Source organism: Amycolatopsis tolypomycina, from assembly GCF_900105945.1.
GTDB classification, from domain to species: Bacteria; Actinomycetota; Actinomycetes; order Mycobacteriales; family Pseudonocardiaceae; genus Amycolatopsis; species Amycolatopsis tolypomycina.
On record NZ_FNSO01000001.1, the window covers coordinates 218,546 to 230,358 of the forward strand.

The following is an 11,813-nucleotide window of genomic DNA, read 5'->3' on the forward strand; positions in this document are numbered from 1 at the left end:
CAATGTGGCGTTCGGTGCGCTGGACGCACCCAATGTGGCGTTCGGTGCGTTGAGCGCACCCAATGTGGCGTTCGGTGCGTTGAGCGCACCCAATGTGGCGTTCGGTGCGTTGAGCGCAACCAACGCCACATTGGGGCGCTCGGGGCGGCGGCGTTACGGCAGCTTCAGCACCGCCAGGACCGCGTCGGCCATGCCCTGCTCTCCCCGGGCGTTCGGGTGGAGCGGGGCGGCCGGCGAGGCGGGCAGCAGGCCCTCCACCCAGCGCTTGTCCGACGCCGAACACACGTCGTGGCCCTTGCCGGGGGTGGCCGTGTCCGCGTAGCCCGCCCGGTGGGCGTCCGCCTGGTCCTCCAGCATCTTGTTCAGCTTGCCCAGCGCGCCGCGGAAGTACTCGATGTCGCCCGCGCCGAACGGCAGTGACGGCCAGCAGCCGGCGCCGTCGGGGAGCACCGTCGGGTAGCCGACCACCACCACCTTGGCCTTCGGGGCCTGCTTGTGGATGCGGTCGAGGATCGCGCCGATCTTCGGGGCCGTCGCGTCGATGCGCTCGGCCAGCTGGTCGCGGCCGCCCGCCGTCAGGCGGTCGCGGCACGGTGACGCGTTCTGGTCGGTCGTCGCGCAGCTCGAGGCGTACGAGAAGAACCCGGCGTCGTTGCCGCCGATGCCCACCGTCACCAGCGTCGTCTCCGCCGTCACCGCGTCCAGCTGGGGCGGGTTCGTGCCGTTGCCCGTCTTCTGCGACCCGGTCAGGTTGGCCGTCGTCGCGCCGCTGCAGCTGACGTCGGCGAACTGCGCCGGCTTCAGCTTCGCCGAGACCAGGTGCGGGTAGTTGTCGTCCGAGCGGTCGCAGCCGGCCGGGGTGCCCGCCTGGCGGCCGGTGCGCGGCGAAGACGTGTACGAATCCCCGAGTGCGACGTAGCGGCCGCTGCCGCCGCCGGTGTCCGCGCCGTCCGGGGGCGCCGACGACGAGCCGTGCTGCCACTTGTAGTACCCGAAGGCCAGCAGCCCGACCACGAGCACCAGCACCAGGCAGCCGCCGCCACCGCTCTTCTTCGCCACTTCTTCGTTTCTACCGAAGCCGCCGCGCCGCCGACCTAGTCAATCCGGGTGATCCGCTGCGCGAGCAGGTCGTTGACCAGTCCCGCGCCCGTCTCCGGGTCGTCCACGCTCACCAGCACCGTCCGGCCGCTGGCCAGGGAAAGCACCAGGGCCGGGCCGCCGCGGACCTTGTACGCCGTCGTGCCGGTGACCGGGTTGAACCGGAGGCCGAGCCCGCCGTCGCGGAACGTCGCCACCTCGCGCGTGTCCGCTTCGCGGATGCTGTCCAGCGCCAGGTGCCGCCACGGGAAGCCCAGCAGGCCGAAGCGGATTGTCACGCCCTTGGCGTCCACGGTCGCCGACAGCCGGTACGTCAGCGCCGCGACCAGCACGCCGACCAGGGCCGTCCAGATCGCCACCGGCCAGGAGACCCCGGCGGGCACGAGCGCGATCGCCACCGGGACCAGCGTCAGCGCCCAGAGCATCGCCGGGTTCGCCGCCCAGCTCACCCAGTACGCGCGCTGTCCCGGCCGCAGGCCGACGCTCGGCCGGTTCGCGGTCGCCTCGGGTTCCGGCGCCGACGGCAGGCCGCCGACGAGCGCCGCGACGACGCCGAGGGCCGCCGCGCCCAGCATGAAGAGCACGACGACGAGGCCGCTGCGGGCCGCGTGCCACTCCGGGACGTCGAGGTTCGCCACCAGCACCGAAAGCAGGACCGCGGCAGGCAGGGCGGCGAACCCCACGCCCACGCCGATGGTGGCGCGCGGCAGCGGGCGTCCGCGGCGCAGCGTCGTCACCGCCGTCGTGGCCAGGAGCAGGACGGCGAGCACGCCGAGCCCGAAGCACACGCCGGTGAACACGGCGAGCGGGGTGGCGCCGTTCGGGCCGCTGTTCCAGTGCGTCGCGACGGGGTCGGGCAGCCGGTGCGCCCACGCGCCTTCGAGCGTGCCCGCGACGGCGAGCGCGGCGCCCGGCAGCACGGCCGTGGCGAACAGGACCCGGATCAGCTTGGTCATGAGTACTTCTCCTTCAACACCCCGGTGAGCTCGTCGAGGCCGACGCCCGCGCGCTTCGCTTCGCGGACCAGGTCTTCGGCCAGCTCGGCCAGCCGCGCGCGGTTCGACGCGCCGCCGATGACGACGGCGCCCCGGCGGCGGCGCAGGTCGATGAGGCCCTCGTCGCGGAGCAGCGCGTACGCCCGCAGCACGGTGTGGACGTTGATCTCGAGGGCCGCGGCCAGTTCGCGGGCGGGGGGCAGCTGCTGGCCGGGAGCCGGCTTGCCGTCGGCGAGGGACCGGCGCAGCGACGCGGCCACCTGCTCGAAGAGCGGGACGGTGGAGCTCGGATCGATTTGAACGAGCATAGTTCTAACTATAATAGAACTATCAGGGTGTGCGCGAGAGGTGCGTCACAGCGGGGCGGCTCAGCTCGCGACGAGTTCGCCGGCGAGGTCCAGGGCGTGGTCGACGTTCTTGGCGACGTAGTGCAGGTCGACGAGCACCTCGGAAATACCCAGCTCACGGGCCACGTCGAGGCAGGGTCGGACGTCGGCGGCCGTCTCGACGGCGGTGCCCGGCCGCGGGTTGATCCGCAGCACCCGGCGCAGTGCACCCGGGTCGCGGCCCGCCTGCTCGGCCGCGTCGAGCGCCACCGACCAGAGGCCGGTCAGGTACTGCTCCGGCATCCAGCCGGCGAGCCAGCCGTCCGCGCGGCGCCCCACCCGGGCCAGCGCCGGCGGGGAGAACCCGCCGAGCAGCACCGGCGGGCGCGGCTGCTGCGCCGGGCGCAGGCCGACCGTCGACGGCGCGATCCGCCACTGCGGGCCCTCGTGCTCGGCCGGGTCGCCGGTCCACAGCGCTTCGAGCGCGTCGAGCAGCTCTTCGAGCCGCAGGCCGCGGTCCGCCCACGGCACGCCGGTGGCGAAGTACTCCTCGCGCAGCCAGCCGAGGCCGAAGCCGACGTCCAGCCGGCCCGAGCAGGCCAGGTCGAGCGAGGCCAGGGCCCTGGCGAGCAGCACCGGGGAATACACCGGGCCGGTCAGCGCGCTCGTCCCGAGGCGGGCCGTGCGGGTCACCGCCGCCGCGGCGGCCAGCGTCGTGAACGGGTCGGCGAAGGTCTCGAACTCCTTGGGGTACGGGTGCTCCGGCGTCCCGCCGCCCGGGTAGAGGTCCGATGGCGCCCGCGGCGCGAGGATCCGGTCGCCCACCCACAGCGAGGTGAAGCCGAGGTCCTCCGCGGCCGTCGCGAAACGCGGCACGGCCGCGGGATCGGCGAGCGCGCCGTACTGGGGGAGGGCGAGCCCGAGCCGCATCGGAGCCCCCGCCGGACGGGGGGTGGTCGTCATGGCGGACATCCTGGCATGATCAGGAGGTCGGCGGGGATTTTTCCGCAGGCCGGCCGGGGTGCGGTGGTCGATCGGGGGGCGCGGTTGCGGACCCTCGCGAGGCTTGCCGTAGACTTCGGGACTTGGAACGCACTACGGTCATCCCCGCCTGGATGGTGGGGACGATGGAATGCGTCCACCGGGGCTCCGAGCGATCGGGGCTCCACAGGGGTGTAGCTCAATTGGCAGAGCAGCGGTCTCCAAAACCGCAGGTTGCAGGTTCAAGTCCTGTCACCCCTGCGTAACGGAACTGGTGGAGCGGAGGAGTGGTCGTGAGCGACAGCGACGCCAGCGGCGGCGAGCAGGAGCAGGGCGGCGCCGGGCAGAAGCCCGAGAGCCAGTCCCGTCCCGTCACAGCCGCTGCCCGGCGTGAGCGCCGTGCGACCGCTCGTCCGGCGGGGAAGTCCGCGGCACGTGCGGACGACAAGACCCGCCCGGCCGGGAAGTCGGGGGAGAAGACCGCCCCCGACGCGAAGGGCGCTCCGACTCCGAAGCGGGACCAGAAGCCGAAGAAGGCTTCCGTGTTCGCGCGGCTGGTGCGCTTCGTCCGCGAGGTCTGGGCGGAACTGCGCAAGGTCATCTGGCCCAACCGGAAGCAGATGGTCACCTACACCGCGGTCGTGCTGGTCTTCGTGGTGTTCATGGTGGCTCTGGTGAGTGGCCTGGACCTCCTGTTCAAGTGGGGCATCGGCCACATCTTCGGCTGACGCGCCCCAGGGCGTGGCGCCGAACGGGGCCCGGGCCCCGGCAATGATCAACTGAGAGGACGGAACGTGACCTCCGACAACGGCACAGCAGCCGGTCACGACCTGACCGAGCTTTCCGACGAGCAGGTGCACGCGGCACTCGGTGACGAGGAGTCCGCGCACCTCGAGCCCGTCGACGTGTCGGACTCCGAGGACGACGCTTCCGATGACTCCGCCGCCGACGTCTCGGACGCCGCCGACGCCTCGGCCGACGAGGGCGGCGAGGTCGACGACGACGTGGCCGTGGCCGAAGAGGCCGCCGCGGACGACGAGGACCCGGTCGCCAAGCTGCGCGCCGAGCTCCTCGCCGCGCCCGGCGAGTGGTACGTCGTGCACTCCTACGCCGGGTACGAGAACAAGGTGAAGACCAACCTCGAGACCCGGACGCAGACCCTGGACGTCGAGGACTACATCTTCCAGATCGAGGTCCCGACCGAAGAGGTCACCGAGATCAAGAACGGCCAGCGCAAGCAGGTGCAGCGCAAGGTGCTGCCCGGCTACATCCTGGTCCGGATGGACCTGAACGACGCCTCGTGGAGCGCGGTGCGCAACACGCCGGGTGTCACCGGGTTCGTCGGCGCCACCTCGCGGCCGTCGCCGCTGACCGTGGACGAGGTGCTGAAGTTCCTCGCCCCGCAGGTCGAGAAGGAAGCCCCGGCGAAGGCCAGCAAGGGCGAAGCCGCCGTCGCGGCGCCGCTCGGCGGCCCGGCCGTCGAGGTCGACTTCGAGGTCGGCGAGTCGGTCACGGTCATGGACGGCCCGTTCGCGACGCTGCCGGCGACGATCTCCGAGGTCAACGTCGACGGGCAGAAGCTGAAGGTCCTGGTGTCGATCTTCGGCCGGGAGACCCCGGTCGAGCTGTCGTTCAACCAGGTCTCCAAGATCTGACGGCCGGCCTTCCGGTCGCAGTCCCCGCGTCCACGGCAGGTACGCGGGGAACGTAGTACAGGACAGGAAAAGAAATGCCACCCAAGAAGAAGAAGCTTGCGGCGATCATCAAGCTGCAGATCAAGGCGGGTGCGGCCAACCCCGCGCCGCCGGTCGGCCCCGCGCTGGGTCAGCACGGCGTCAACATCATGGAGTTCTGCAAGGCCTACAACGCCGCGACCGAGTCGCAGCGCGGGGACGTCGTCCCGGTCGAGATCTCCGTGTACGAGGACCGGTCGTTCGACTTCAAGCTGAAGACGCCGCCGGCCGCGAAGCTGCTGCTGAAGGCCGCGGGCGTGGAGAAGGGCTCCGGCGAGCCGCACAAGACCAAGGTCGCCAAGGTCACCTGGGACCAGGTCCGCGAGATCGCCAAGACCAAGGAGACCGACCTCAACGCGCACGACATCGACCAGGCCGCGAAGATCATCGCCGGCACTGCTCGGTCGATGGGCATCACGGTCGTCGACGCCTGATTTTCTGAAGTACCCGTGGGAGAGCCAGGGCTGGCTCGCACCACACTGATCCGTTGAATTGAGGAACAGCAGACATGCCCAAGCACAGCAAGGCTTACCGCCAGGCTGCGGAGCAGATCGACAAGACGCGTCTGTACGCGCCGCTCGAGGCTGCGAAGCTGGCGAAGGAGACCTCCAAGACCAAGATGGACGCGACCGTCGAGGTCGCGATGCGTCTCGGTGTGGACCCCCGCAAGGCCGACCAGATGGTCCGCGGCACCGTGAACCTGCCGCACGGCACCGGTAAGACCGCCCGCGTCATCGTCTTCGCCGTCGGCGACAAGGCCGCCGAGGCCGAAGCCGCCGGCGCGGACGCGGTCGGCACCGACGAACTGATCGAGCGCATCCAGGGTGGCTGGCTCGACTTCGACGCCGCGATCGCGACGCCGGACCAGATGGCCAAGGTGGGCCGCATCGCCCGCATCCTCGGCCCGCGTGGCCTGATGCCGAACCCGAAGACCGGCACGGTGACCCCCGCGGTCGCGAAGGCCGTGCAGGACATCAAGGGCGGTAAGATCAACTTCCGCGTCGACAAGCAGGCCAACCTGCACCTGGTGATCGGCAAGGCTTCCTTCGACACCGAGAAGCTGGTCGAGAACTACGCGGCGGCGCTGGACGAGATCCTCCGCGCCAAGCCGTCGTCGGCGAAGGGCCGTTACCTGAAGAAGGTCACCTTCACCACGACGATGGGCCCGGGCATCCCGGTCGACCCGCTGCGGACCCGCAACCTGCTTTCCGAGGAAGCGGCCGTCTGAGAACCTTATTCTGGTTAGGACGGCGCTACGGCACGCAACCCGCCCGCATGAGGCGAACCTCGCGCCGGCCGAGGGCTGAATAAGGTTCTGAGGCTGAGATCACCAGAAAGGGCGCTCCCGCTTGCTGCGGGGGCGCCCTTTCTTCGTGTCTGATGGACATCATGCCGACTTTCGCGTCGTTCGACGGGCTCCGGTTGAACTACACGGTGTGGGAGGGCGACGGCGCCCACCGCCCGGTGCTGCTGCAACACGGCTTCGCCGCGGACACGAACGCGAACTGGATCTCCACCGGCGTCGTCGCGGCGCTGCGGTCGGCGGGCTTCACGGTGATCTCCCTGGACGCCCGCGGCCACGGCCGGTCCGAGAAGCCGCACGACGAGTCCCGCTACGCCGACGACGCGATGGCCCGCGACGTCTCGGCCCTGCTGGACGAGCTGGCCCTCGACGAGGTCTCGATGGTCGGCTACTCGATGGGCGCGATCATCGCCCTGACGGTGACGGCGGCGGACAAGCGCATCCGCTGCCTGGCCACGGGCGGCGTGGGCTCGGGCATCGTCGACTTCGGCGGCGTGGACCTGCGGGTACTGAAGCCGGTCGACATCGCCTCGGCGCTGCTGGCGGAGGACCCCGCGTTGGTACCGCGCTCGGGAGTACCGTTCCGCCTCCTGGCCGACGCGGTGGGCGGCGACCGCCAAGCACTGGCGGCGGTGGCGCTGGCTTCGCGCGAGGGCCACCTGGACCTGTCGTCGATCGGAGTCCCGACGCTGGTGCTGGCAGGCGAGCAGGACCAGCTGGCAGCCGAGCCGGAGAGACTGGCGGCGGCGATCGCGGGCGCCCGGCTGGTCCGCATCCCGGGCGACCACATGACGGCGGTGATGTCACCGGCGTTCGCGGAGGCTCTGGTGTCGTTCCTGTCCGCGCCGCACCCGCGCTAGCGGCTGGTGGGGGTGGGCGGCGGGCAGGGCGTGGGCTCGTTCGTGTGCCCGGTGATGAGCCACTGACTCTTCTCGACCTTCTGCACGGTGAAGGCGCCCAGCGCGGGGCCGCCGCGGATGCCGAACCGGCACGAGCTGATCGTGAAGCTGTCGCCCGGGATGGGCTCCGAGACGTACGACGGCATCGACTCGGCGTAGTCGTTCTTGCTCTTGACCTGCCGGTTCAGCTCGTGGACGGCGACCTGGCAGTCCGCATACCCGAGGTCCTGGGCGAACTTCTGCTGCACGTCTTCGCGCATCCGCCCGCACCCCTGCGGGACGAGGTTCTGCGCGACGGCGTCGTAGACCGACCGGACCGCCTCGTACGGGCTGGTCGAGAGGATGTGGTTCGTGTGGTAGGTCCCGCCACCCTCCTGGGCGATCTGGGCGGAGGTCTTGCCGGAGTCGTTCGGGAAGAAGTGGTTGTACAGCCACGTGCCCGCGACCACGACGAAGATGAAGGCCAGCACCCACGCGATGACCTTCTTCCCCAGCCATGCCAGCCACCGGGGCGCGCGACGCCGCTCGGTCGGGACCAGCTGGTAGCCCGGCGGGATCATCGGGGGCTGGCTGCCCGGATGGGACGGCGGGGCCTGGACGACGCCCGCGTCCGGTGCGGGGGCCGGCTGGTTGCCCTGCTGGGCCTGGGTGAACCGCAGGTAGTCCTGGAACTGCTGGAACTGGCGGAACTGCTCCAGCTGCGCCGGGTCCACCGGCGCCTCGGGCGGAGGACCCGCCGCGGGCGTGGTCGAGCCCGCCGGTTCGATTTCCGCGCCCGGCTTTCCGTCATCGCGCTGCTCCGCCACGTCACCATGATGCCCCCCGAGGCGCCGCACGGAACCCCCAGGCGCCCTAAACGCAGGTCAGACCGGCCCCCGGGAAAACCTTGACAACCGACGGGGTATAGTTGACGACGGTTCTACCGAAGACCGCTGGTTTTCCCCGCCTCAACGGGGAACGAAGGTCCCGCACTCGCCGGGCGGCCCGCGCAGGAGGAACGAGGCCGGGCGCCCGCAAGCGCCCTACAACGCCCCGCGCCTGTCTGCGCGAGGGCGTTTTGTCGTGAACGGGGCTCCTCGAACAGCCAGTGGAAACACTAGCCAAGAGAGGAGGCGACCATGGCGAAGCCCGACAAGGTGGCGGCCGTCGCCGAGATCGCGGAGAGCTTCCGCACCAGCTCGGCCACCGTCGTTACCCAGTACACCGGCCTCTCCGTGTCCCAGCTGTCCCAGCTGCGCCGCGCTCTCGGCACCAGTGCCAAGTACCGGGTCGCGAAGAACACCCTGGTCAAGCGGGCGGCCGAGGACGCCGGCATCCAGGGTCTCGAGGACCTGTTCGTCGGCGCGACCGCCATCGCCTTCGTCGAGGGTGAAGCTGTCGACGCCGCCAAGGCGCTTCGCGACTTCGCGAAGGACAACAACGCGCTTGTGATCAAGGGCGGCTACATGGACGGCAAAGCGCTGTCCGTGGACGAGATCAACCGGATCGCCGATCTCGACAGCCGTGAGGTCCTGCTCGCCAAGGCGGCGGGCGCGTTCAAGGCGAAGCTTTCCCAGGCCGCCGCGCTGTTCCAGGCGCCGGCGTCCCAGGTCGCCCGCCTGGCTGCCGCGCTGGAGGAGAAGCAGCGCAACGCCGCCGGTACCGAAGCAGCCGAAGCACCCGCCGAGAGCTGAACCACCCCCACCCCGAACGTCTCGTTCGTTTTTCTGAGAGGAAGCCATCATGGCGAAGCTGAGCACCGCCGAGCTGATCGACGCCTTCAAGGAGCTGACCCTCCTCGAGCTGTCCGAGTTCGTCAAGGAGTTCGAAGAGGTCTTCGACGTCACCGCCGCTGCCCCGGCCGCCGTCGTCGCCGGCCCCGCCGCCGCCGCTGCCGCCCCGGTCGAGGAGCAGGACGAGTTCGACGTCGTCCTCGAGGGCGCCGGCGACAAGAAGATCCAGGTCATCAAGGTCGTCCGCGAGGTCGTCTCGGGCCTGGGCCTGAAGGAGGCCAAGGAGCTGGTCGAGGCCGCTCCCAAGGCCCTCCTGGAGAAGGTCGACAAGGAGGCCGCCGAGGCCGCCAAGGAGAAGCTCGAGGCCGCGGGCGCCAAGATCACCATCAAGTGATCCCGGGCGCGTCGGCGCCTACGCACCACCTCGTGACGGGGCGGGCATCCACTTCGGATGCCCGCCCCGTTCCGTTTTCCGGATACCGCGCCACCGGCACCCCCTAGGACCGTTGTCCGAATGGCCCCGGGGCCCCCGAATCGTGGGTTCCGGGCTCCGGAGGACTGCGTAGTTGGCCCGAATGGGCTACCGTGCTGCCCATTGGCGATCACGGCGGGATGACGATGGGCCCGGGGCTGGCCAGAAAAGAAAACTGGTGAGTAACCTGTTCGCACTCAGCTCGTTGCACCTGGTTGACGCGGGTTCGTGGGCGCCACAGGCCCACATCCGCCGCCGGCGTGGGTGGCAGGGTGTGGCAGCGGGCGCAATGACGCGGAACAGCTCCTGGAGGTGCGATGGGTGCCGAGGTGGTCATCGAAGGTCTGACGAAGTCCTTCGGTAAGCAGACCATCTGGCGGGACGTCACGTTGACGCTCCCCCCGGGCGAAGTGTCGGCCATGCTCGGCCCGTCAGGGACCGGCAAGTCCGTCTTCCTCAAGTCGATGATCGGGCTGCTGAAGCCCGACCGCGGCCGCTGCGTGATCAACGGTGTCGACATCGTCACCTGCTCCGAGCACAAGCTCTACGAAATCCGGAAGCTCTTCGGCGTCCTCTTCCAGGACGGCGCGCTGTTCGGCTCGATGAACCTCTACGACAACGTCGCCTTCCCGCTGCGCGAGCACACGAAGAAGTCCGAGACGGAAATCCGCCGGATCGTGCTCGAAAAGCTCGACATGACCGGTCTGAACGGCGCCGACAAGAAGCTGCCCGGCGAAATCTCCGGCGGGATGCGCAAGCGCGCCGGCCTGGCCCGCGCCCTGGTGCTCGACCCCGAGATCATCCTGGTCGACGAGCCGGACTCGGGCCTCGACCCGGTCCGCACCACCTACATCTCGCAGCTGTTCCTCGACGTCAACGCGCAGATCGACGCGACCTTCCTGATCGTCACGCACAACATCAACCTGGCCCGCACGGTCCCGGACAACCTGGGCATGCTCTTCCGCAAGGAACTGGTCATGTTCGGCCCGCGCGAGGTGCTGCTGACCAGCGAAGAACCGGTCGTCAAGCAGTTCCTCAACGGCAAGATGCAGGGCCCGATCGGGATGTCCGAGGAGAAGGACTCCGCCCAGATGGCCGCCGAGCAGGCGATGTTCGACGCCGGCCACCACGCTGGCGGGGTCGAGGACATCTCCGGGGTGCCGCCGCAGATGCAGACGACGCCGGGCGTGGCCACCCGGATGGGTGCCGTCCGCCGCAAGGACCGGGTCATGGAGATCATGCACCGGCTGCCGCCGGCCGCGCAGGAAAGCATCATCGAGTCCCTGAGCCCGGAGGAGCAGCGCCACTACGGCGTGCGCCCGCACCGCGGCCAGCCGCAGCAGGTCGGGGCGCGCCCGCAGGGTGACGGCGTTCCGAACCAGCACCACGGGCAGCTGCCCGCCGACCAGGTGGCCCGGATCCCGGGCGGCGGCCAGCCGCCGAGACAACCCGGCACGCACCGGATGCCACCGCCACGAGACAACGGGCCAGGTGGCAGGTGAGCTCTCCCGCAACACAGGCGAAGATCCCCGGGATCGGCATGCTCCGCGAGACCGGGAACCTGTTCGCTCTCGGCCTGGACATCGTCCGCGGCCTGTTCCAGAGGCCTTTTCAGCTGCGGGAGTTCATCCAGCAGTCCTGGTTCATCGCGAGCGTGACCATCCTGCCGACGGCCCTGGTGGCCATCCCGTTCGGCGCGGTCATCTCGCTGCAGTTCGGCTCGCTCGCCCGCCAGCTGGGCGCGCAGTCCTACACCGGCGCGGGCTCCGTGCTCGCCACCGTGCAGCAGGCCAGTCCGCTGGTCACCGCGCTGCTGGTGGCGGGCGCGGGCGGCTCCGCCGTCTGTGCTGACATCGGCGCCCGGACCATCCGCGAAGAGATCGCCGCGATGGAGGTGCTCGGCGTCTCCGCGGTCCAGCGGCTGATCGTCCCGCGCACCCTCGCGATGATGCTGGTCGCGCTCCTGCTCAACGGCATGGTCAGCGTCATCGGCGTGCTCGGCGGCTACTTCTTCAACGTCGTGCTGCAGGGCGGGACGCCGGGCGCGTACCTGGCGAGCTTCTCCGCCCTCGCGCAGCTGCCCGACCTCTGGGTCGGTGAGATCAAGGCGCTGATCTTCGGGTTCATCGCCGCCGTCGTCGCGTCCTACCGGGGCCTCAACCCCTCCGGCGGCCCGAAGGGCGTCGGGGACGCGGTGAACCAGTCGGTGGTCATCACGTTCCTGCTGCTGTTCGTCGTGAACTTCGTGATCACCCTGATCTACCTGCAGATCGTGCCCGGAAAGCTGGACTAGC

At 70.2% G+C, this 11,813-nt stretch carries 14 protein-coding genes and 1 tRNA gene; 10 read left to right on the plus strand and 5 right to left on the minus strand.

The annotated features are described in order from the left end of the window. Positions 1-153: 153 nt before the first annotated feature. Genes BLW76_RS01150 through BLW76_RS01165 form a run of 4 tightly spaced genes read right to left on the minus strand, consistent with a single transcriptional unit; the run spans position 154 to position 3,382 of the window. Positions 154-1,059: an SGNH/GDSL hydrolase family protein gene (locus tag BLW76_RS01150; protein ID WP_091303975.1), complete on the minus strand. Its 906-nt coding sequence runs from the start codon at positions 1,057-1,059 to the stop codon at positions 154-156. 35 nt (positions 1,060-1,094) lie between these two features. Then, positions 1,095-2,054 carry a hypothetical protein gene (locus BLW76_RS01155; protein ID WP_091303976.1) on the minus strand — a complete coding sequence of 320 codons (960 nt, stop codon included), beginning with the start codon at positions 2,052-2,054 and terminating at the stop codon, positions 1,095-1,097. Continuing rightward, complete coding sequence (locus tag BLW76_RS01160; protein ID WP_091303977.1) at positions 2,051-2,401, minus strand: GntR family transcriptional regulator; 351 nt, start codon at positions 2,399-2,401, stop codon at positions 2,051-2,053. Before BLW76_RS01160 ends, BLW76_RS01155 begins: the two co-directional genes overlap by 4 nt. A gap of 60 nt (positions 2,402-2,461) precedes the next feature. After that, complete coding sequence (locus BLW76_RS01165; RefSeq protein ID WP_091303978.1) at positions 2,462-3,382, minus strand: TIGR03619 family F420-dependent LLM class oxidoreductase; 921 nt, start codon at positions 3,380-3,382, stop codon at positions 2,462-2,464. Positions 3,383-3,588: 206 nt separating this feature from the next. Between BLW76_RS01165 and BLW76_RS01170 the strand changes: the two genes are divergently transcribed. From BLW76_RS01170 to BLW76_RS01195, 6 genes are all read left to right on the plus strand, one after another. Then, a tRNA-Trp gene (locus BLW76_RS01170) sits at positions 3,589-3,661 on the plus strand. Positions 3,662-3,687: 26 nt separating this feature from the next. Further along, complete coding sequence (gene secE, locus BLW76_RS01175) at positions 3,688-4,128, plus strand: preprotein translocase subunit SecE (protein ID WP_091303979.1); 441 nt, start codon at positions 3,688-3,690, stop codon at positions 4,126-4,128. 66 nt (positions 4,129-4,194) lie between these two features. Further along, entirely contained in the window at positions 4,195-5,055 is an 861-nt protein-coding gene (gene nusG / locus BLW76_RS01180) for a transcription termination/antitermination protein NusG (protein ID WP_091303980.1), read from the plus strand. Positions 5,056-5,129: 74 nt separating this feature from the next. Beyond that, on the plus strand, positions 5,130-5,567 hold the full coding sequence (gene rplK, locus BLW76_RS01185; RefSeq protein ID WP_043781763.1) for a 50S ribosomal protein L11: 438 nt from the start codon (positions 5,130-5,132) through the stop codon (positions 5,565-5,567). A 74-nt stretch (positions 5,568-5,641) separates the two neighbouring features. Further along, positions 5,642-6,361: a 50S ribosomal protein L1 gene (gene rplA, locus BLW76_RS01190; protein ID WP_003079259.1), complete on the plus strand. Its 720-nt coding sequence runs from the start codon at positions 5,642-5,644 to the stop codon at positions 6,359-6,361. Positions 6,362-6,522: 161 nt separating this feature from the next. Further along, on the plus strand, positions 6,523-7,296 hold the full coding sequence (locus BLW76_RS01195; RefSeq protein ID WP_091304067.1) for an alpha/beta fold hydrolase: 774 nt from the start codon (positions 6,523-6,525) through the stop codon (positions 7,294-7,296). Here BLW76_RS01195 and BLW76_RS01200 read toward each other — a convergent pair. Next, entirely contained in the window at positions 7,293-8,141 is an 849-nt protein-coding gene (locus BLW76_RS01200; RefSeq protein ID WP_091303981.1) for a hypothetical protein, read from the minus strand. The two genes, BLW76_RS01195 and BLW76_RS01200, sit on opposite strands and share 4 nt — an antisense overlap. 312 nt (positions 8,142-8,453) lie before the next feature. Between BLW76_RS01200 and rplJ the strand changes: the two genes are divergently transcribed. From rplJ to BLW76_RS01220, 4 genes are all read left to right on the plus strand, one after another. After that, entirely contained in the window at positions 8,454-9,008 is a 555-nt protein-coding gene (rplJ, locus tag BLW76_RS01205) for a 50S ribosomal protein L10 (protein WP_091303982.1), read from the plus strand. A gap of 49 nt (positions 9,009-9,057) precedes the next feature. Then, a complete protein-coding gene (gene rplL / locus BLW76_RS01210) occupies positions 9,058-9,441 on the plus strand; it encodes a 50S ribosomal protein L7/L12 (protein WP_091303983.1) in 384 nt (127 codons plus the stop codon). A 395-nt stretch (positions 9,442-9,836) separates the two neighbouring features. Further along, a complete protein-coding gene (locus BLW76_RS01215; protein ID WP_091303984.1) occupies positions 9,837-11,021 on the plus strand; it encodes an ABC transporter ATP-binding protein in 1,185 nt (394 codons plus the stop codon). Positions 11,022-11,059: 38 nt separating this feature from the next. Continuing rightward, the gene (locus BLW76_RS01220) at positions 11,060-11,812 is read left to right on the plus strand and encodes an MlaE family ABC transporter permease (protein WP_003060268.1); all 753 of its coding nucleotides are present in this window, start codon (positions 11,060-11,062) and stop codon (positions 11,810-11,812) included. Position 11,813 lies beyond the last annotated feature (1 nt).

Excerpts from the sequence above, each read along its gene's own strand:
- BLW76_RS01220 (WP_003060268.1), top strand. The coding sequence starts at position 11,060 with ATGCTCCGCGAGACCGGGAACCTGTTCGCTCTCGGCCTGGACATCGTC.
- rplK (WP_043781763.1), top strand. The coding sequence starts at position 5,130 with ATGCCACCCAAGAAGAAGAAGCTTGCGGCGATCATCAAGCTGCAGATC.
- rplL (WP_091303983.1), top strand. The coding sequence starts at position 9,058 with ATGGCGAAGCTGAGCACCGCCGAGCTGATCGACGCCTTCAAGGAGCTG.
- BLW76_RS01155 (WP_091303976.1), bottom strand. The coding sequence starts at position 2,054 with ATGACCAAGCTGATCCGGGTCCTGTTCGCCACGGCCGTGCTGCCGGGC.
- rplA (WP_003079259.1), top strand. The coding sequence starts at position 5,642 with ATGCCCAAGCACAGCAAGGCTTACCGCCAGGCTGCGGAGCAGATCGAC.
- BLW76_RS01215 (WP_091303984.1), top strand. The coding sequence starts at position 9,837 with ATGGGTGCCGAGGTGGTCATCGAAGGTCTGACGAAGTCCTTCGGTAAG.
- BLW76_RS01195 (WP_091304067.1), top strand. The coding sequence starts at position 6,523 with ATGCCGACTTTCGCGTCGTTCGACGGGCTCCGGTTGAACTACACGGTG.
- BLW76_RS01165 (WP_091303978.1), bottom strand. The coding sequence starts at position 3,382 with ATGACGACCACCCCCCGTCCGGCGGGGGCTCCGATGCGGCTCGGGCTC.
- rplJ (WP_091303982.1), top strand. The coding sequence starts at position 8,454 with ATGGCGAAGCCCGACAAGGTGGCGGCCGTCGCCGAGATCGCGGAGAGC.
- BLW76_RS01160 (WP_091303977.1), bottom strand. The coding sequence starts at position 2,401 with ATGCTCGTTCAAATCGATCCGAGCTCCACCGTCCCGCTCTTCGAGCAG.